At 42.1% G+C, this 19,960-nt stretch carries 28 protein-coding genes, 1 tRNA gene and 1 pseudogene; 1 reads left to right on the top strand and 29 read right to left on the bottom strand.

Going from position 1 to position 19,960, the window contains the following annotated elements; genetic code table 11:
• Nucleotides 1–64: 64 nt before the first annotated feature.
• From BLQ59_RS04100 to BLQ59_RS15945, 21 genes and pseudogenes are all read right to left on the bottom strand, one after another.
• A tRNA-Lys gene (locus tag BLQ59_RS04100) sits at nt 65–140 on the bottom strand.
• 76 nt (nt 141–216) lie between these two features.
• On the bottom strand, nt 217–774 hold the full coding sequence (locus BLQ59_RS04095) for a hypothetical protein (protein WP_074571656.1): 558 nt from the start codon (nt 772–774) through the stop codon (nt 217–219).
• A gap of 29 nt (nt 775–803) precedes the next feature.
• The gene (locus tag BLQ59_RS04090; protein ID WP_074571655.1) at nt 804–1,337 is read right to left on the bottom strand and encodes a hypothetical protein; all 534 of its coding nucleotides are present in this window, start codon (nt 1,335–1,337) and stop codon (nt 804–806) included.
• A gap of 3 nt (nt 1,338–1,340) precedes the next feature.
• Nucleotides 1,341–2,369 carry a pentapeptide repeat-containing protein gene (locus BLQ59_RS04085; RefSeq protein WP_074571654.1) on the bottom strand — a complete coding sequence of 343 codons (1,029 nt, stop codon included), beginning with the start codon at nt 2,367–2,369 and terminating at the stop codon, nt 1,341–1,343.
• Nucleotides 2,366–3,295 carry a hypothetical protein gene (locus BLQ59_RS04080; protein ID WP_074571653.1) on the bottom strand — a complete coding sequence of 310 codons (930 nt, stop codon included), beginning with the start codon at nt 3,293–3,295 and terminating at the stop codon, nt 2,366–2,368. The genes BLQ59_RS04085 and BLQ59_RS04080 overlap by 4 nt, the downstream gene beginning before the upstream one ends.
• Before the next feature lie 4 nt (nt 3,296–3,299).
• Nucleotides 3,300–4,805: a contractile injection system protein, VgrG/Pvc8 family gene (locus tag BLQ59_RS04075; RefSeq protein ID WP_074571652.1), complete on the bottom strand. Its 1,506-nt coding sequence runs from the start codon at nt 4,803–4,805 to the stop codon at nt 3,300–3,302.
• 11 nt (nt 4,806–4,816) lie between these two features.
• Nucleotides 4,817–5,353 (bottom strand): DUF2213 domain-containing protein, encoded by a 537-nt coding sequence (locus BLQ59_RS16335; RefSeq protein ID WP_256324596.1) that lies wholly within the window; start codon nt 5,351–5,353, stop codon nt 4,817–4,819.
• Nucleotides 5,354–5,380: 27 nt separating this feature from the next.
• A pseudogene (locus BLQ59_RS16505) lies at nt 5,381–5,731 on the bottom strand (PAAR-like protein); the annotation flags it as partial.
• A 28-nt stretch (nt 5,732–5,759) separates the two neighbouring features.
• Nucleotides 5,760–7,175 (bottom strand): contractile injection system protein, VgrG/Pvc8 family, encoded by a 1,416-nt coding sequence (locus BLQ59_RS04065; protein ID WP_074571650.1) that lies wholly within the window; start codon nt 7,173–7,175, stop codon nt 5,760–5,762.
• Entirely contained in the window at nt 7,172–8,593 is a 1,422-nt protein-coding gene (locus BLQ59_RS04060; protein ID WP_074571649.1) for a hypothetical protein, read from the bottom strand. The genes BLQ59_RS04065 and BLQ59_RS04060 overlap by 4 nt, the downstream gene beginning before the upstream one ends.
• A complete protein-coding gene (locus tag BLQ59_RS04055; RefSeq protein WP_074571648.1) occupies nt 8,590–9,192 on the bottom strand; it encodes a hypothetical protein in 603 nt (200 codons plus the stop codon). Before BLQ59_RS04055 ends, BLQ59_RS04060 begins: the two co-directional genes overlap by 4 nt.
• Before the next feature lie 119 nt (nt 9,193–9,311).
• Complete coding sequence (locus tag BLQ59_RS04050) at nt 9,312–9,788, bottom strand: SMI1/KNR4 family protein (protein WP_074571647.1); 477 nt, start codon at nt 9,786–9,788, stop codon at nt 9,312–9,314.
• Nucleotides 9,789–9,840: 52 nt separating this feature from the next.
• Nucleotides 9,841–10,440 (bottom strand): hypothetical protein, encoded by a 600-nt coding sequence (locus tag BLQ59_RS04045; protein WP_074571646.1) that lies wholly within the window; start codon nt 10,438–10,440, stop codon nt 9,841–9,843.
• Nucleotides 10,441–10,482: 42 nt separating this feature from the next.
• The gene (locus BLQ59_RS16330) at nt 10,483–10,617 is read right to left on the bottom strand and encodes a hypothetical protein (RefSeq protein WP_256324595.1); all 135 of its coding nucleotides are present in this window, start codon (nt 10,615–10,617) and stop codon (nt 10,483–10,485) included.
• A 132-nt stretch (nt 10,618–10,749) separates the two neighbouring features.
• Nucleotides 10,750–11,205, bottom strand: coding sequence for an RHS repeat-associated core domain-containing protein (locus BLQ59_RS16325; RefSeq protein WP_256324594.1), 456 nt, complete (start codon nt 11,203–11,205; stop codon nt 10,750–10,752).
• A 28-nt stretch (nt 11,206–11,233) separates the two neighbouring features.
• Nucleotides 11,234–11,656: a hypothetical protein gene (locus tag BLQ59_RS16580; protein ID WP_074571645.1), complete on the bottom strand. Its 423-nt coding sequence runs from the start codon at nt 11,654–11,656 to the stop codon at nt 11,234–11,236.
• A gap of 157 nt (nt 11,657–11,813) precedes the next feature.
• Complete coding sequence (locus BLQ59_RS15725; protein WP_143005280.1) at nt 11,814–12,086, bottom strand: hypothetical protein; 273 nt, start codon at nt 12,084–12,086, stop codon at nt 11,814–11,816.
• Between the two features lie 475 nt (nt 12,087–12,561).
• On the bottom strand, nt 12,562–13,422 hold the full coding sequence (locus BLQ59_RS04025; RefSeq protein ID WP_074571644.1) for a PAAR-like protein: 861 nt from the start codon (nt 13,420–13,422) through the stop codon (nt 12,562–12,564).
• Between the two features lie 120 nt (nt 13,423–13,542).
• Nucleotides 13,543–13,830, bottom strand: a complete 288-nt coding sequence (locus BLQ59_RS04020; protein WP_074571643.1) for a hypothetical protein — start codon at nt 13,828–13,830, stop codon at nt 13,543–13,545.
• A 73-nt stretch (nt 13,831–13,903) separates the two neighbouring features.
• Nucleotides 13,904–14,158: a hypothetical protein gene (locus BLQ59_RS04015; RefSeq protein WP_074571642.1), complete on the bottom strand. Its 255-nt coding sequence runs from the start codon at nt 14,156–14,158 to the stop codon at nt 13,904–13,906.
• Entirely contained in the window at nt 14,159–14,824 is a 666-nt protein-coding gene (locus BLQ59_RS15945) for a glycohydrolase toxin TNT-related protein (protein WP_256324602.1), read from the bottom strand.
• On the opposite strand from BLQ59_RS15945, the gene BLQ59_RS16320 reads away from it, so the two are divergent.
• Complete coding sequence (locus BLQ59_RS16320) at nt 14,771–15,040, top strand: hypothetical protein (protein ID WP_256324605.1); 270 nt, start codon at nt 14,771–14,773, stop codon at nt 15,038–15,040. The genes BLQ59_RS15945 and BLQ59_RS16320 overlap by 54 nt on opposite strands.
• A gap of 119 nt (nt 15,041–15,159) precedes the next feature.
• Here BLQ59_RS16320 and BLQ59_RS04000 read toward each other — a convergent pair whose 3' ends face one another.
• The 8 genes from BLQ59_RS04000 to BLQ59_RS03970 all read right to left on the bottom strand — a co-directional run.
• A complete protein-coding gene (locus tag BLQ59_RS04000) occupies nt 15,160–15,516 on the bottom strand; it encodes a hypothetical protein (RefSeq protein ID WP_074571641.1) in 357 nt (118 codons plus the stop codon).
• A gap of 20 nt (nt 15,517–15,536) precedes the next feature.
• On the bottom strand, nt 15,537–16,532 hold the full coding sequence (locus tag BLQ59_RS03995) for a DUF4280 domain-containing protein (RefSeq protein ID WP_074571640.1): 996 nt from the start codon (nt 16,530–16,532) through the stop codon (nt 15,537–15,539).
• A 54-nt stretch (nt 16,533–16,586) separates the two neighbouring features.
• On the bottom strand, nt 16,587–16,778 hold the full coding sequence (locus tag BLQ59_RS03990) for a hypothetical protein (RefSeq protein ID WP_074571639.1): 192 nt from the start codon (nt 16,776–16,778) through the stop codon (nt 16,587–16,589).
• A 55-nt stretch (nt 16,779–16,833) separates the two neighbouring features.
• Nucleotides 16,834–17,187, bottom strand: coding sequence for a hypothetical protein (locus tag BLQ59_RS03985; protein WP_074571638.1), 354 nt, complete (start codon nt 17,185–17,187; stop codon nt 16,834–16,836).
• Nucleotides 17,188–17,273: 86 nt separating this feature from the next.
• Nucleotides 17,274–17,423 (bottom strand): hypothetical protein, encoded by a 150-nt coding sequence (locus tag BLQ59_RS15715; protein ID WP_176756720.1) that lies wholly within the window; start codon nt 17,421–17,423, stop codon nt 17,274–17,276.
• Between the two features lie 240 nt (nt 17,424–17,663).
• Nucleotides 17,664–18,602 (bottom strand): hypothetical protein, encoded by a 939-nt coding sequence (locus tag BLQ59_RS15940; protein WP_074571637.1) that lies wholly within the window; start codon nt 18,600–18,602, stop codon nt 17,664–17,666.
• A gap of 72 nt (nt 18,603–18,674) precedes the next feature.
• Nucleotides 18,675–19,001, bottom strand: coding sequence for a hypothetical protein (locus BLQ59_RS03975; protein ID WP_074571636.1), 327 nt, complete (start codon nt 18,999–19,001; stop codon nt 18,675–18,677).
• A gap of 10 nt (nt 19,002–19,011) precedes the next feature.
• Nucleotides 19,012–19,960, bottom strand: a 949-nt coding sequence (locus BLQ59_RS03970) for an RHS repeat domain-containing protein (protein ID WP_143005278.1), incomplete at its 5' end; no start/stop codon positions are given.

Below are 19,960 nucleotides of genomic sequence, written 5' to 3'. Positions count from 1 at the left end.
ACCTTTCCTGCAAGAGCATACAAGAAAAGCTCCCAGGCAAAGCCTAAGAGCTTGTAATTTCAAATGGTGACCCACCACGGAATCGAACCGTGAACCTACTGATTAAGAGTCAGTTGCTCTGCCAGTTGAGCTAGTGAGTCATGCGCCTTGTTCTCAAGGACATGTAATATATTAACACCATCATCCGGCTTCGTCAAGCACTTTTTGAAAAAAATTTCATTTTGCCCGCTCAGCATATTGCAGGCTGGCAATTCCCTTCTGTACCTGCCGTTCCGCTTCTTTATCACCGGCATCATAGATAAAGGTGAAAATCCAGCCCAGATTCTTCCGGGCAATCGTCACCACCTCGATCTCCACATCCTGCCCTTTCTGCTGACCGGTAAAATGAAATCTTCGCAGCGGAATATGATTGACGACCGCAGTCTCCTGATGCGTCATGGACACATTCTCTATACCATAATTTCCCATTATCTTCAGGACACGCTTCTGCGGCCCTTCCTGCATATATCTGTCCCGGTCTTCCTGCAGATACAAGCTCTCGCTATGCAGATCCACGAACATATCGTCACAGTCAGCCTGACATACCGTATAGCCCTCATCGGACTCGGACAGCGGTTCCAGGCGCACCGGCAGCTCAATCCGCAGTTCCTGCTTTTCCGAAGCAATGAAACTGCTTGTTTTCCAAAAGCAATCGATATCCTGCAGTGCCCCATTCTCACTCAGCAGCCATAAACACCCCATCAAAACAGCAGCAATGAAATAAAAACGCATCATAGAAACAACCCCTCACAGATTTTATCAGATCATTCAACTATGCTGAGATCATGGCAGGAACAAGCGATTTCCTTGGCCAAAGATTTCAACTTGCGATTGCCATACGAAAAGGAAATCGTCCCCCATACCATATGCCCGCTGACACCTGTCAGGAACATGCAATTATACATACGTTCCAGCAGTCCATCACTGATATATTCAAAATAAGCTAATTGCTGATAGCATCCGGTCAATACAGATGCCTCATAAATATGAACACCAGCTGCCATCTTAGGCAGAACGAGTTTGCAGATTTCCACCTGCTTAGCCAGAATCTCTGCATCTACCGGATCATCTGCCCGCAACAGGCTGAAAGAAAACTGTCCTGCATCATCTGTCAGCAATAATTGCCCCGGTTTGCTTCCCGGCAAATATATCTCTTTTACCGAATCCGGCATCAGCGCAAATGATTCAGGAAGCCTGACCGAAAACTTGTCATCGTAAAATAATCTTTCCTTGAATCTATAGCTATGTCCCCGAAACGCAAATTCGTAATCGTCATCATAAAATGATAAGGCCGCCACCTGTTATCCCTCCGCTTTCATATTCATCAATAACTCTTCAGACAAATTACAACGCTCTGTGCTCATATGGCGGAATACACAATTCTGAACTGCTACATCATGCCAATCACAACCAACGATGGATACGCCATCGAACAGACAATCCTGAAAGAGCATCGCATACATGCTTGCTTCGCCAGCAGCAGTAACTTCATAAAAATGGCAATCCTCAAAAGAGCAAGCCACAAATATTGCCCCCTGCAAATCTGCCTGCGTAAAATCCGTCAGATGAAACCTGCAATTTTGGAACAGTACCTCACGCAAATTAGTTTGTGCAAACCGCCATGGCTCAAACAGGCAATCCTGAAATATACTATGCTGTAAATCCAGCCTGCCCAGCGTCTTTACACGATAACGGTTCCGGCAAAAACAGCGATATTGCAATTCATCCGTTGTCCAATCATCCTGGCCTGTATATTTCATGAGATTTACCGCAGGACGCAAGCGCCCGACTATATTCTGCCTTCCCAGATATTCACCAAAGGTAAACAGGACTTCATCTGTATGTGGCACCCCCTCCATAATCTCCAGCAGGTCAAAGGAAATCCATAGCCTAAAATACTCTGCCATAACCCCCATAAGCTGCCGAAGCGTCGCAGGGTAAAACGGACGAAACATCGACGGATGGATATAGGCACGCACATAGGCCCTTTCATCCGTGACCTGCTCAACAAAGCTATGCCAAAGAGGCAGCAGCCAGCGACAATCCCATTCGCCCATGGTCATGATTGTCCCTTGTTCGTCACAAAGATAGATATTAACCCTGGCCAGTCCGGCAAAAAAATCAGTATACTGCAAAGTACAATATACGTTACGGACAGGTCCTATTGTTCCATTTCCTGTTTTCTGCAATATTTGCCGCAAACAGCTAAAAAAACTTCCCTGCAGCTCTGCCGAATGTTCAATGTAATATTGATTAACGGCCGAGAGGAACATCTCTTCCAAGGGGATATACCTGTTATGATAAAATTCATCTACTTTTAAAGCTTTCATTTTACTACTTCACCAATAGAATTTGCCGCATTTTTTTCTGCATCATCGATATCATCATTCAGATGTTTTCTGTTACAGCTATCATTATATTTGTAGTCCACTACTCCTGTAGCCCCTAATCTGACAGCGGTAACCCCTTTACTGGTCAGGAATTTATGTGTCGCCTCGACACCAGTTTTCCCTGCATTGACTGCCCATCGACGGCCTGTATTCAATTTACTGATCAGGTCAGGATGCGCCGCTGCAAACTCAGGGAGCACCGTACTTCCCACCTCGATTACCTGTCGGCCCAGCACCTGCGCTCCCCGGATTACCCGCAAATTTCCGCCCCAGCTTCGGAATGACCGCATTGTATCGATCACAGCCTCCCCCGCAGGACGCAAAGCTCTTGCAGCCCGCGAGGCTGCAACTGTCTCAGCCAATTCTCCGGCGCGCGCCGCACCTGCGGCAGCTATTTCCCCCGCACGTGCCATACCTGCTGTAGCGGCTTCTCCTGCACGCGAAGCCACTCTGGCCACACAAGGAATCCCCTTGGCGGCTTTCATCAGTGGGATCGCATCCAGGACAGCCATGGCTACGCCCCAATTTCTAGCTGTGGTATCTCCTCTTTTGGACGCTTCGTACGCATCATTCAGATCCAGCGCCACCGAACCGAGTGCACAGGCAATCTGCAACGGCGGGCAGGGGATAAACGAACCCACGAAGAACGCTGCTCTCGCCAGCGCCTTTAAATCCGCTGCAGACTGCGCCTGCTGCAGTTCTGCCGAAGTCTTTACAGCATTGGCGTATTTCGCATGCGTATAACCTTCCTGATTGATGATCTTGGCCTGTAAAAAAATCGTTTTGGCATCGGCATTCACGATCATCTGCGATTTTTGCACAGCAAACTTCACATAATGCTCGGACTTTATACATATCGTTGACATACCCTTATCGTCCTTTCGCAGCCATATCCAATAGATTTACAGATTTTGATTTTTCTACAGGTTCAAACCAAGGACTGTTCTCTTGCAGCTTCTTGGGTTCTTCGCCCAGCTCTACTAAGAAATCTGACAATTTATAAGGATATTCCACCGGTACACCTCCGGCGCCAAGATACTCATTATAACCTTTATCGAACCCTGGGAGCAGTTCACTGGCTTCATCATCATTTTTTGTCACATTCGCCTGAATAGAAATTTTCTCCGGTCTTTGTATATAGATATTCTCACTGGATATAATATCGATTCCCGTACTTGTATCACCAGTAATCCGCGAAGAATCACTGCCCTCACGCCCGGCAATACACACCGTACTGTCTGGCTGGAACTGAATCATCTGATTTTCAGATGTAAGATTGCGATTTTCCGGATTCTGGTAATCCGGATTGCCCCCCAGGTCACCACGCTGGCTGCCCATCGCCACCAGTTCACCACATTCTTCAAAGTAAGTATAGGCCTTATCCCCCTCATCCGGCATCGAATACATATAGTTATTCACCGTATTCTCATGTGTGATCCACCTGGCTTTTTCCTTATCCTGATTTTCATCGCAGTCAAATTGCATCTTGACTTGCTGTCCCTGAACATCAAGTATCTTACCAGGGATATAACATGGTCTGTTCCAACACTTTCTTTGTTTAGCGGCAGTCGTGCACACCCCCTCTTTATGCCTTATCAACATCCAATTTTCCAAAAAATCTCCCTGTAATCCAATTCTGCTTTTCAGCACCACCTGTGCACGATTTGCCAATGTAAGGCCATAGCCAGCCCCCGGCAATAAATCATAAGTTATTATTTTTTGATCCAAAAACTCATCCACCCGTGATTGCTTTTTGGTATTCTCCTGCCTTCTCCGTACTTCAAGATACGATATATGATAACCATGCTGGATTTCCTGTCCTGTAAGCTTGTAATCCTTAAAACCTTCCCCAGACAAGCTAAGTTGAAGCGCCGGACTGCTGCTATCACAAAACAACATAAGCCCCAAGCCTTCGCAAAGCCGTCGTAAAAACATCCAATCGGTTTCATCATTCTGATAAAGCATGCGTGAAATCACCGGATTGTCTCCGACCTTTACCTGCGCATGATATTCTTGGGCCACTTCCCTAGCTACATCTTCCAATGTTTTATCCACAGCCTGAAACGTACGGCTTCTTCTTTTGATATCCATCCTCCAGGAAAGCGAATGCAATACCAATGAAATCACCTTACGACCGTCTGCATATTGACAATTGGACTCTGTCACCATACCGGCAAAAATGAGTTGTCCCCGTCCATAAACGTTTACTTCATGTTGCTGCCAGGACAACAATTCCACATCATCTGTTTCTTCACGCACTTCCAGGACAACGTGGCAGTATCCGTGTTCACCAGCACAGGTCCGCAATGAAAAATCCAAAAGCTTCCCTGCGGGAAGCCCCTCAAATCCGATGTCCCCCAAAGATAATGCTTCCATATCTACTCCTTCTAATCATGCTTGTCGGATACGCTGACGGCGCCACTATATTTACCATCTTTATCCTTTTCACCCGTTATCTTAAAGTTGCCATATTGAGCATTGACTTCTTTTTTCCTATCAGCATGTATTGAAGCTTCTGCCTCTGCATCTTTCACTTTGCCTTTGACAAACACCTTTGCATCCGGACTCTCTGGATTACTAATATCCCCTGATTTTGTTTTACCAGCCTCCACTTCTCCTCCAGCGGAAATATTCATATCTCCATGCGTGAACCCTACTTCCGCTCCGGTTTTGCTCTGGATAGCGTTTTCATGAGTCAGATCTCTTTCTTTCGGTTTAAATTCCGTCACACTATAATCTGCATCCACCGCATTGATATACAGATTCGCATACAGGCCATTTTCCCGATTCCCCAAGGTCAGATGCACATCCTTCAAGTCTTTCATACATTCGGGCAAATGCTCTGCTACCGCCTTGTCAAATTTGTCCAAAGCATCATTTATTCCCCTAAACGCACTATATTCATCCTTGCTTGCATCCTGCATCTTGCTCTCCTCAGAACCCTCCTTTACGAAACGGATTATACCGCCGCGTGAACAGACCAGGCAGCTTGTATCCAGCACTACCGGCGCCCCCTCAATGGTATAATGGGGATCGCAATCCTGCCATGCCTGTTCCAGGATAGGCCTGCATACAGTGGTCGGCGTCGCATATTTGCCATGTTTGTGCCTATGCCTTCTCAGTACAGAATGAGCCTTTTGGGCCTTACAATAGCCGTAACCTTTGATATTCTCCGGATATTTATAATCATTGGCATTCAATACCGGTTTCTTGTCCTTCTGATTGATTACCCCATGTGATTCCGACATATACACCCTTTGCTTATCCGTACCATGATCACAATAAGTATATACAGTATCCATCGACATATAATTTTTACACTCTGCCACTTCATACACCTCCGATAACGACATCTTCAGCTGCTAACTTCAGCTCCTTAGCAGACATATCTATGATTGTACCGTTTGCCTGCAAACTTATTCCTCTTTCTGCCAAAAACTCAATTTTCTTCCCCTGCAGCAGCACATTTTTATCTGCCCTGACATTTACGGTATTTGATGTGACGATATTAATCCCTGTCCCAGACATATCGACAAATGTATCCTGATGCTTCGTGATCAGATGGACGCTGTCATCTGTAAGCAACAATTCCTTGCCTCCCGGAGCACGCAGGACTTTATTGCGTGTATTCGCCGGCGGTGCGGCATTGACCGTACTCACGCAGAACGCATCCTTCTCCTCCTGCGTGGGGAAAAATACACGCACATAATCGCCTTCATCCGGCATCACATACCAGCCGCTGCCATCGCTGGAAGAATATGTAGTGGAATACGTAAACCACTTGGTCGTGCCTTCATCATAGCGATCATCCACATCCACGAAATATACTTTTACCTTGTCCTGACCGACTTCCTCCACGCGCCCGATCAGCACCAGCCCCGCGCAAGCAGGATTCTTTTGCCTGGGGGCTAAAAAAGCTGTTTCAGCGGCCAGCCGATAACGCATATGCAGCATGCCATCCTGCAGTTTTCCCCACACGGCTGCGATATAATACGATTTTCCCTGAAATGAAACCTTTGCCCCCAGCGGCAGATAAACATCTGCTTCCACTGTGAAACTGGCAAAGTCTTCTGCCATACTCTGCCGCCCGCCAAGCAAGGAATTCTCCTCACAAAACTGACGCTTTCCGTCCTGATAACGGACACTGTACTCTGCCCGCACCAGTGCGTTTTCCCTGTCTGCCCGCGGCAACAAGCCCACGGATAAATATGGCTTTTCCGCAGTGCAATCCGTGATGACCGGCGCAGCGAAGCGGGAAGCCATTCTGCGGGCAAAAGCCCAATCTGTCTCATCAAGCTGCAAAATGAATTCACCGATGGGCTTATCCGGCACATTCATCGCCACCTGCGCCGTATCCCCCAGACCATTTTGCTGACATGCCTCTGTCAATATCTCACCATAGGTCCTGGCCAGATTCTGAAAGGACTTTCTTTCCCGTTGCAGATCCAGCCGATAAGAAGTATCGGCCAATAACATTTTCGCCAGACAGTAATCCGCCTTTTCCTCCAGATCGATTCGCAATATATACCCGCAAAAAATCTTTTTTCCTGCACCAGACATTGTCCCCACAGTAATGGTTATCAGACTTTCTGCCGACCTATCCATAAATGATTCCATCGCCGCCCGGTCTGCTTCTCCCGTCAGCTTGGCAAAGGCATATTGATTGGGACGATGCCGAATCGTCAGATCTTGAATGCGCTGCAGTTCTACGCCGTCAACCTGCAATCCTTGATGAATGATATTCATGACTCCCCCTCCCCAATGGCGACAGTATCTGCTCCCATACCAATTTCCTTAGCATCCATATGAATGTTTGATTTTCCCACCTGCAGAGTGATACTTTCATCGGCCATCACAATCACGCCCTCTTTTCCATCCAGCGTGATATCTTTTTCCGCTGAAATCGTAATCGGTCTGTTGGAATAAATTTGTATCCCCCGGCTTTGTGAAATCCGGATGAAACTATCCGCCGAGACGCAATCCAATGTGATGCCATCCTCATCCATCAGCACATTGTTTCCGCCGGGAGCGCGGAAATACTTGTTCCGTTCAGATGGAGCCGGTGCCTGATTGACCGCACTGGCGCCAAAGGCAGCATCCTCATCATGAGAAGGGAACAGTATCCTGACCTCGTCCTCCTGCTCCGGCATGACATACCAGCCACTGCCATCCTGAGAAGAATACCCTGTGGAATACGGGAACCAGGTACTGCCGCTGCTATCGTAGGCATCATCCATACCGTCAAACCAGACCTTTATCCGGTCCCGTTCCACCGACTGCACCTTCCCCTTGATGATACGCCCGCCACAGCCGGGATGATAACGCCAGGGCAGCAACACGCCGCGCTTGTCCGCCAACTCATAGGTCATATGCAGGAGTCCATCCCGCAGGCTGCCATGTACTTTGCTGATCACATAGGATTTACCGCGAAATTCTGCTTCTGTCCCCAAGCAGGCATATGTATCCGATTCACAGGAAATCCGCTGAAAATCCTGTGGCACAGCCTCGCTGCCAGCTTGTTCACGCTGCAGGCGATAGCGCCAATAGCGCCGATTGTCCTGCTGAAGAACCGCTTCCGCTCCATTCAGCTGCAGCACCGTCCCATCACTGTTCGGGAGTCCTACTGACAAAGCCGGCACTGGTTCGTCCATACGGGTAAACAATGCCGTATGGAAATGCGAAGCCAGCCGCTTGGAAAACTCCCAGGCTGTTTCCTGCATCTGGGCCAGGAATCTGCCCACAGGCTTATCCTTTACCCCAAAACTGAGATTGACTGCCACGCCGGCTAAATCGTAAGCACGCTGCAGAACCGCCTGATAGGATTCTGACTGATTCTGATAAGTCTGATCCTGCCTGCGCAAATCCAACAAAATACAGGCATCTGCCAATGTGCAGGTAACCACAGCATACTGACCTGACAATTCATAATCCAATTCGTCCAGATATCCGCAAAAAATGTTTTTTTCTCCGGTTCCGTCAGCGCATACAACCAGCCGCACCAAATCCTTCCCTGCCCGCGGGATGAAATATTCCATTTCCTGCGCCGTCGTCTCCAAAACCAACCGGGCCATGCCGCAGGCATTAGGTGCGTGGTAAAGCTCCAATTCCAGAATCCTGCTGCAGGGAATCCCCCTGACCTGCAAACAATCATGTGTGATTTTCAAATCTGCTCCTCCTTGCCTGCTGCTGGTAATCTGACAAAATGAACGCCCATCACGCCCCGGGACAGGATCTTCTCGGCAGCCGCCAAAGAAAAGAGCCAATGAACCTCACGCTTTCCCTCGTGCTTCACGATATCTCTGCCTTCCATGCACTCCGGATGCACATAATATCCATCCTGCCCCTTTTCCAGACAATTAACCGGTGGCAAGCAGGGAATCCAATAATTGATGCCCTGCCCGCCATCATCGCTCCAGGGAAAAAGTGCCAGTGCCCGCGTCTCCACCTCAGGCGCTAACGAGCGAAACAGTGAAATTACCTTTTTCCCTACCATGAATGTCGGCGCAAACAGGAAATCACAGACCTCCAGCCCGATTTTCGGCTCATAGAAACCGACACGATCCTGAAGCCTGGCAAAATCCCCTGCTGTCATCACCTGCGAATAGTCCTGCATTGGAATCCCGATTGGCATTATGGGATTTACGATATCCTCGTCCGGACGCAACTCAAACCAAACCTGCTCTAACACAGCCGCTCCTTTCTCTTCAAGCCCTCTATCCCTAAGCCCGACAAAAAGAGGCATCGTGCCAAAGAAAATCTCCATGGCACGGTGCCCCCATCGTTTCTTCCTCTACCTATTACAAATGATACTCTCTTTCAATTAGAGCAGGATTACATTTTCATTAAAGCTTGATTAAAATATAATCTAAATCCTTAATCAATTCACTTATCTTCTCCATTATAGTCAACCAAATCTTTCCCTATCTCCAGTTCGTCCTTTAACCAACTCGAAAAACTATCCCATTCCTCAACGATCTCACCTTTTTCATGATCCCATTGTACTATTACATTATTTTTTTCATCAATACAAATCATATCTCCATAATTCAAATCAGCCACAATCAATAATTCATCTCCCATATCTGGCCATTTTTTTTGCAAATTATCATCTAAATAGTTACCAAATCTTTCTTTTTCTTTCATCTCTTCATCATATATACCTGCTATAGATGTTCCAGGTATAAATATTTCTCCACCATTATATATGGTTAAAAATTCCATATAATCATCAGGTAAAACAATACCAGTCTTTTTCTCAAATATTTTTATTTTTTCTTTACCAATTCCTTTTCTCAGTTCATGTACACCATCACTGTACTTTCGAATTTCTTCTATACAATATTCCATCTTTTCGTTCATTTTATTTCAACTATCTCCTTCCAACGTCTGACTTTCATCCACGTCAATTGGTTTAAATTTTATTAAACTCTAGGTATTCTTTTAAATAATCATATTGCGGTGCTTTCAATTTTTCAACTATTTCATATGGAACAGCCCCCAAGCTACAAGGTAAGCTCTTCGATTTTATCAATAAATCTTTACTTGAGATGTTAAGATTTAAATCTTTTTTTATTCTCCCCAGCATTGATAATCCTCCATCATATTTGAGTAGCACCGCATCATAATTTGAGTTGAGATTATCAAAATCATCCCATTCTTTTTCACAATCATAAAAAAAATCAACTATATTTTCAAAAACCGGTTCTCCTATCTCCTTTTCCATTTCATGATCCCATGTTGTATATATCTTATCACCTTCTGCACTATTAATTTTACATACCCAAAAGCAAAATAAATTATCTTTCCCAAAGGCCAGCCATTCCTTTGCAAATGGTGGTTCTTTGGATACTTTCATCATTGTCTCATAGTCAAATATTTCTCCAAACGGCAATTCAACGCCTCCGTATTCCAAATATATATTTTTTAATTCATTAGGTATATAATTTCCCAAAGGTATGTCATTTACGCTTTTCTTAACACCATAACTTTTCATATAATCATCTAACTTCATTGGCACCCCCACTAAATTATCATTCTCAATTCGAATCAATAATTAGTTGTTCATAAAATAGATATATGCACTTTCCTCTATCTCTCCACCCTCAGATTTAGATTCATCATCAAAATACTCTTTTAAAATCATTTTCTTTTCTTCCATGCAAAGTTTTACAAAATCATTGCCTGTCATTATTTACCACCTCAGTCACGTTTCTATTACCATCATTTTCTCATCTCTGGGTATTTTAATTTATTCAAGTCTATTAACTCTTTTAATTTTTTATTGGGGATATCAGGATATACTCTACGTAATTCTTTAATATCACGAGCCAACAACTGTCGCGCAGAGGATATATCCACTCGGATCATAATAATCCACCGGATTATTAACACAGTAAGCATAAAGATTCAGCCCATCCCCGTGATACTCGTCTTCCTGCTTGAATCTGGCGATTGCCGGATTGTAGAATCTTGCCCGCAGGTAGTATTGTTGGGTTATCTGGTCGAACTGTTGGCCAGTGTATTGGTAACGGTTGGGAATCTGTTCCTCTGATTCTATGATATTACCAAAAGCATCATAAGCATAATGGTTCTTTACTTTGCCCTGTCTATCTGTAATGAAGATGGTACTGCCCTGCTCGTCACTTGCATAGTGATACCATGTTTTCTCCGGCTCGGATTCCATAGCCCAAAGGTCACTTGTCCGAATCAGGCGGGTGATATTGTCACCTTCTTGTTCCGCGATTACTTCCTTGTTCTCGTTGAAGATGAACTGCACCAGATTGCCGTTTTACCTGCTTTGGTTGTTATCTTGGATGTATGACGGAAATCGTCATATTCGTAGATATTATTGGCATCTGACTGTTTTTACGCCCTAGTTCGTCATAGGTATAGCCTAGAAGCGTCCTGCCGCTGGCTTTCTTGGCGGTCAACAGACCGTCTTTGTCGTAGTTGTAGCGGTAGTCCATACCATTGGATATTGCGGCTGTGAGCTGGCCGTTTGCGGCATACTCATAAACATTACGCAAATCTCCAGCCTTCCGCTCGGTCATACTGCCGTAGACATTCCACTGGTACTCATTAACTATACCATTGCGGTCTTGGAATTTGCTTAGATTTCCCTCAATGCCGTAAAGGTATTTTTCCTCACTGCCATCCGGGTAGGTTATGGATTTCAGCTGGTTGTTGTCATCGTATGCATAGATGCGTTTATTGCCATTGCCATCCACGGCTTCGGTGATATTTCCGGCAAAGTCATAGGCGTAATTTTCCTTACTGCCGTCTGCTTTGCGGATTTCGGTAATACGCCCCCAGCTGTCCAGTACATAACTGGTTTCGTTGCCTTTGCCATCACATATACCCGTGACATTACCCTGCGCATCGTAGTTATAGGATTGGCTTACCTAAAACATCACTCGCATCTATCAATGCTTTTCCAAAAGGATTATCCCCATCATCAACGAAAAACTCCACGATAAAACAAGGATCATATCGTCCTGCATTAGCAAATATATGTAAAAATGATAAACGAAGATAATGGCATGGCGGTACAAAAGCTAATACCCCAGCACACTTTTCCCGAACTTGATGGACAACAGTAATAACATTCCTCATATATTTTATCCAATCTTCACCTTGTTTAATGTCCAATGCTGACACAATGGTATTATATTTTTTTATATAATCTTGCTCTTTTTTTGATAAAAGTCATCATTATATTCGTCGATATCTCTAAACAGCATCTCTATCCCCTGATAATTTTCATATTATGAACCAAGTCAAATTCACATGCAGAATTTTAGACAATGTAGCCACACTAATCAGCAAAGCAGATCCCCCCAATATATATTTCACCATTTTTCTAGATGCTAACATCTCATCACGAATTGTTTGTGGGCTTTCGCCATTAGAACGCCTATAATGAATAGGGCCATAGAAATATGCCGCTAACAATGGCATTAATTTTAACGGAAAAAACATTTCCCAAGTATAGTATTCGCACTTGATAAGCGTATTTATAATCAATATAAAGTAAACAGATAAATACCAAAAAAATACGCACGCCATTTTTTTCTCCCTACAAACATAAAAGCAGAAAATAGCATATTTTTCTTCATAACCTCATATCCTCCTCTTAATGATTTATACTTCCCAATTCATTGCATAAATCATTGATATTTTTATCTATCTGCGGATTAGGACCATAATTTTGCACAACTTCATTTTTCCTTCTTATGTTAATATAATCCTCTACCACAGTGCTCACATCTTTTTGCTTCCCAGCCAAAAAAATAAATTTCTCTACAGTTTTTCCCTCCAACTTCCCCATTGCCATATTACCAAAATCATATACAAAGGTAGTTCCATCTTTACCTAACGGTGTTTTTTCCCCAAGATAAACTACTCCCTCTTTTAGATAATCATGTGCATCATTAGTTCCTACTACAGCATCAGTAATTTCTCCTATTCCATTCCAAGTATCTGATGCCCCCTTTGCGAATATATATACCCCTAGAATAGCTGATGTTCCAAATGTAGCTTCAGCGCCCATCATCAGCATAAAGCCTGCATACATCCCTGTCACTCCAGATACAGTATCAACCGCACCTGCAACCCACTTATTATTATTGGCTCCAATATAACATTTTATACCGCTCTCCATACTAGGTATATCACCATCACAAACCCCAATAACACCACCATTCATACAAAACAGACGACTATCCTGCGTTAATTTTGGCGCACCGCCTATCAAGGATTTTTCATCTGTGTATATCCATACCTTAGGTGTACGCGGCCGACAAATTTCTCCTAAACATTTGCAATATCCATAACATAAAATATTACTACCTACTACATGATCATTAGCATTTAAAAACATTTCATCATTGTTCTTCCATGATCCATATCCCTGGGTTCTAACTATAACTTTTAAGCTTCCTTTATTACAAAACGTAAACTTTTTATCGGTCATGTATTCTTTTTCATCTGCCACGATATCGTCTCCTCTATCAGCTCATTTTCACATTCTTAGCCCCCAACACAATCTGCTCCTTCCCCATATTGATTTTAGAATCACCAACTTGCAGTGTCAGGTTCTCTTTCGCCAGCATAGTCAGTTTTTTCTCTGCCGACAGTGTGACATTGGCATCAGAGGACACATGAATATCTTTGGACGATACAATCTTGATGACAACAGCAAGGAGATACTAAGATAAGAACAAATCTCCCCTGTCTCCTGTTGCACCGCAGCAGCTCCAGCCACTGCTTCCTGCAAACCATCTCGCCAAAATTTGCAGATTGCAGTAAAATCCTTATCCCACTCGGCAAAGCTTTGGGCTAAAAAATCTCCTTCTACATCTTGGTAACGTTTTTCTTTATATTGATTTAGTGTTTCAATCATAAAACTATCAACTTCCCTAATATATTTACCCAATTATCTAGCGAATCCACAACCTCTTATAAAAAATCATAAATCACTGTTTATTTTTCCACTCTAAATATGCATTAAAATCCCACATTACACATTTATAAAAATATTCACATGCATCATCTTCTCTTTTAAAAATTTTCAATCCGTTTTTAGAACCTTTTTCACTACAGCAAACATGCCATTCGCCCCCCATTTTTTCAATACACATTTTTTCAAAAGGCGTCCAACCATCAAGACTATACATATCAGATGGAACCTTTTTTTCATTTAATTTTCCCCTTAACTCTAACATTTTCATTTAATCAATTCTCCTAATTTTATTTTCTTCAATAAGTTCCCGTATACTCTTTTCTAATTTAAACTGAATACCTCCACCTGGTTGATTAAACCATGGTGCAATCACACTCCCTTCTGCTTTTATTGGCTTCAATACCTCATATTGCGTATATGGCGTTAATTCCTTAGTTCTCGGTCTCAAATACCTACTTTCATAAGACATATCTTTAGGTGAAACATAGTAGCCAGTCTCCTTGCCAAATCTGTCAATTTGATATCCTTTTGTTAATGTTACTGATTTTGTAGTCCCAAAAACAGCACCATCATTTTCAGGCCATATAACTTTGCCATTTTTCTGATTGTAGAAAGTAGAATTATCAAATGTTTCTTTATACTTATTATATATTTCATTATTCGGCCGTTCTACCCAACCTGATAATTTACTCTCATCTACATCAGAAATTTTTGCAACTGGTGATTCTTTTGTTTCGCTTGCACAATACCCACTCAGATCATAATAATCTACCGGATTATTTGCACAGTACGCATAAAGATTCAACCCATCTCCATGATACTCATCTTCCTGCGTAAATCTAGCGATGGCAGGGTTGTAGAATCTTGCTCGCAGGTAGTATTGCTGCGTAATTGCGTCGAACTGCTGACCGGTGTATTGGTAGCGGTTGAGGATTTGTTCTTCCTTGTCTACCGTATTACCGAAGGCATCATAAGCATTGCCGAGATGGCAGACAAGACGTACCAGGAGTCTATGCAAATCATAGTGGAAGCCATGCTGGCTGCGGTTCAGGAAGAATTTCATATCACGGACGAACAGGTTGAAGTCTTCTACGAAAAGTTCACGTCCAAACTGCCTGACTCTATGCTGCGGTTATTGCAGGCTGCTTAAGGAATTTATCTCTTGAGATATACAGTTTTCAAGGTGCCATGAGTATTTTGCATGTGGGAAGTTTGAGTTCCATAAAAAAAGTCTTTAATCTCTTGATATGAATTCACCTATTTAGATATTTACATTATCAACCAAATTAAATTTACTCCTGTAAATTTATAAACAACCACACTAACCATTGCAATAACAGCAACAGTCAAAAACATTCTTCTAAAATCCCGTTCTACATCCTTAGAAAGGCATATTTCATTATTTGCCTTTTTACTCATCCACTTCCCCGCGGTTCTAGCAAACAAAAATGGGAATAATTTTAAAGGAACCACCCCATCCAATGAATACCATTTAAAATATAAGCATCCAAAGCATATAGTAATAATATACGATACTATATACCAGAACCAAAAAGCTCTACTTTTTATTTGAAAAAACGAATTCAACGCATCTTCATTAATGTATTTAATTAGTGTTTTTATCATGAAAATTCACCCCATTATAACTAATTCCTATATACCTCATATAACACACTTATATTTTTATCTACTTTAACATTTGTATTATAATCATTATTCTTACCACGTCTCCATTCATCCACATTATCTTTAATCTGCCGTGCACGATTATCTACATAATCTATTACATTTTTCTTTGTTGTCTCTATATTATCAGCACACTTATCTATTTTCTTTTTTGTCACATCTATTACATCATTAAGGTCTTTCCCAGAACTTATAATATCCATCACTTGCTTTGATTTTATTGCTTCACGTCCACTCTTGAGAAGATTACCATAATCATATATTGCCTCTCCATATTCCGGAGAAATTCTCTTAAACTCATTCTTAACAAAATCCCAATCATGTTCACCTGCTCCAACCCCCTCCAAAAATTCTCCTAGACCATTAGCCATATTACCAGCACCATATATTCCAAGAACAGCTACGCCTGTAACTCCAAGTGCACGACCACACATTGATGTATTACTAGCAAACAATAAACCAGCACCAGCCGCAGCTACTCTCACATCAGCATAGCCCCCCGTAATATCTAAATATGCTGATACTAACTTATTACCGTATATTTTTTTTAATTGGCTCGCTAAATCATCCTGCGCGATAGATTTAGCATACTTTCCTTCAATCAGATCTTGAATACATTCTAGTAAGCCATATGATTCACCCTCGCCAAAACTTATTTCACCACCATGCCTACATAACAAGCGACTTTTTTCTGTCAAACGAGGAGCTCCATCCAGTAATGCATTTTCATCAACATCAATCCACACCTTAGGCGTATCAGGAACACACAACATGCCTGTGCATCGGCAATACCCATAACAAATAATATTTTTGATTGGCCAATGATCCGTTGCATTTAAATATTGTTCATTCTCGTTATTTATGCCATGACCTTTCGTTTTCACCATATCCGGCCAGCTTCCCATAGAACAATGTGTTTTTTTCTTATCCGTCATATATTCTTTTATATCTGACATTATACATTCTCCCATCTATCAACTTAACTTCACATTCTTAGCCCCCAATACAATCTAATCCTTCCCCATATTGATTTTAGAATCTCCCACCTGAAGTGTCAGGTTCTCCTTTGCCAGCATAGTCAATTTCTTCTCCGACGACAATGTGACATTGGCATCGGAGGACACATGGATATCCTTGGACGATACGATCTTGATGCCATCGCCCTGTGTCAGGTCGATAAAGATGCTCTGGTGCTGGCACATGATGTAGATGCCCTCATCGGTCAGCAGTATCTCCTTATTATCTGCCGCTTAAATTCTAAATATTTTTTTTCCAAATATACAAAAACCAACCAGTCCGGAAAGTTTTCTCAAATATAGCAATAGTCACCAACAACACTATAAATCCTATTCCCAGCTTAAAACTCCTTCTCAAAACCCATTCTTGCGTTCCTTGACCACGTACAGCCTTATAATTAACAGGTGCAAAAAATATTGATATGTAAACAGGTAATATCTTCAAAGGAAAAAGAGCTGACAATGAAAAATCGCCACGTCTAATTCCTACATGCCATACAATCGCCAGATACCCTATCAAATACCAAAAACAATATGCTCTCCATTTCTTTTCTCCCACATAGGTCAAAAATGATAGAATTATATTATTCTTCACGTTATCTCCACATCCCTTGACAAAGAATCAACTGTATCTTTATCATCGATAATATAGCACAAATTTCCTCTTAATTTACAAACAATTCACATCACTAACCAAACCAAGTTAACTCCAGTGAATTCATATATAACAACACCTACTATTGCAGTAGTAGCAATAATTGCAAACATTAACGAAAAATCACACTTTGCTTCTTGGGGCGAAAAAAATTCTTTATTTGCTCTTTTATTCATTACAGTTCCTATATTTTTTGCAATCAGTAGTGGATATAATTTCAACGGAAAGAAACTTCTCTGTAACCCCCAATTAAAATTAACACAATCAAAAATCGCAACAATAACATATGTTAGTATATACCAAAATAAGAATGATTTTTTTTGCTTTTAAAAAAATCATTCAATCTTTCTTCCCCAATTCCATCAATCATTTTAACAAAAAAATTTTTCATTGCTTTCTCTCCCCCTATACAATTACTATCTAAACACATCAAACAGTACACCTAGATTTTTATCAACCTTAACATCTGTAGGATATTGATTTTTCTTCTCGCCAACATGTTCAGGTATATATCTTCTAAATTCTTTCGCACCATCATTTACATATTCAATTACATTTTTCTTGACCGCATCTATGTCTTCATTATATTTTTCTATTTTCTTTTGCGTTTCATCCAGCACATCATTAAAATCTTTTCCCGAACTTACAATATCCATTATCTTCTTTGATTCTATTGCTCCACGTCCACTTTTTAATAAATTACCGCAATCATATATCATTTCGCCATTTTCAGGAGAAATCCACCTGGCACCTCTTTTCAAAAAATCCCAATCGTGTTCACCTGCTCCAACCCCCTCTAAAAACTCTCCCACGCCACTTGCAGCATTACTCAAACCATAAACACCAGTAATTACAGCTCCTGTATAGCCAATCGTCTGCTCCCTCATTGTAGCAGTCTCACTAGCCATCAATAGTCCTGCAGCTTCTACCGCCATTGTTATATCTGTATATCCACCTGTAATATCCAAATATCCTGCTAAATCGCCTACCTGTAAAGTAAGCCCTTCCTTCGCCAGCATGGTCAGTTTCTTCTCTGCTGACAAGGTGACGTTGGCATCGGAGGAAACATGGATATCCTTGGACGATACAATCTTGATGCCATCGCCCTGTGTCAGGTCGATAAAGATGCTCTGGTGCTGGCACATGATGTAGATGCCCTCATCGGTCAGCAGTATCTCCTTGCCGCCGGGGGCTTTGAAGCTTTTATTTCTCGTGCTCTCTGGCGGGGATGAGTTGATGGAGCTGGCGGCAAAGCCGTCCGTTTGGTTCAGCCATAGAAAAATCAGCTTCTGCTGTGTCTGGGCTAACAGTAATTGTATAGCATCTGAATTGTAATAACGTGCATACCATCCCATTACCTTTTAAAGTATCATCCATAACAAATCGATGCTAGTAATTTTATGAAACTATATACATCGCCACCCATATTACCAAATTAGCCAATACACGCCCATATGATAGTCTTTCTCGATCAAAGCACTTACTACAACGACAAAAATAAAAACAGCACTGATTATAATACTTCTTTTAAGTATCCATTCACTTGAACAAATCTCATGAACCATTTTATAGTTCACCGGTGCAAACATATACGATATGTATATCATAAACATTTTAAAAGGGAAAAACTTCTCTAAGGAAAGATTATTGTCTTTTGTTATGATATTCCATGCAAGAAACAAATATGCAATCAAATACCAAAAAAGATACGCTCTCCACTTTTCTTCCCCAACGAATTTTAACACTTTTTTCATATAAAAACTCCTAACGATTTACAGTACCTAATTCATTCATTAATTCACCAATAGTAATATTAACTGGACGATTCTTTGCGTCCTCATTATAACATTTTACTGGATCTCTTAATTTCTCAACAATCCCCTCTGCCGTCTTTTTACTATCATTCGTCGCATTTTCTAGTGCACTATCTTGTACATCCCCAACCACACTAACTATATCCTTTTGTTTTGCTAGCAGCTCTACTTTCCCATTAACCCCTCCCGAAATAGCACTACCAATATCATACATAAAGCCAAAACTCTCTTTACTAATTGGTGTAAAATAGCTACCAGCATTCATAACTCCTTCTTTAAAATAGTCATGCGCACTATCTGTTCCAAAAACAAAGTCATTTATTCCTCCTCTTCCATGTTCAAGATCAGAAAGGCCTTTTGCTACCCCAAATGTTGCCAGCGAAAAATGCATTTTATTTCCTGATTGGTAAAACTTATTCATTTCATAAACACCCCCTATTATAGCTCCTACACCAGATAAAACATCTATAGTTCCTGCAAACAATTCATCCCGTATGTCACACAGGTGGTTTGACTGGTCAAACTGGTATTTGACTTTTCGCCCGGAAATGTCCGTCTGGCTGGTTTTACGCCCTAGTTCGTCATAGGTATAGCCCAGAAGTGTCCTGCCGCTGGCTTTCTTGGCGGTCAACAGGCCGTCTTTGTCGTAGCTGTAGCGATAGTCCATACCATTGGAGATTGCAGCCGTCAACTGACCATTAGGCGCATATTCATAGACATTCCGCAAATTTCCGGCTTTGCGCTCGGTCATACTGCCGTAGACATTCCACTGGTACTCATTAACTATACCATTGCGGTCTTGGAGTGCCCACCATGTGCCTTTGCGCTTTTGGTTGAGTTTTTCGGCTCTGTCGGTCAGGCGGCCTGTTTCATCATAGAGGTATTTTATCAGCTGGGTT

The organism is Pseudoselenomonas ruminantium (genome assembly GCF_900104055.1).
GTDB classification, from domain to species: Bacteria; Bacillota; Negativicutes; order Selenomonadales; family Selenomonadaceae; genus Selenomonas_A; species Selenomonas_A ruminantium_C.
The sequence above is the reverse complement of the archived record's forward strand: the minus strand, read 5'-3'. Positions and strand labels throughout refer to the sequence as shown.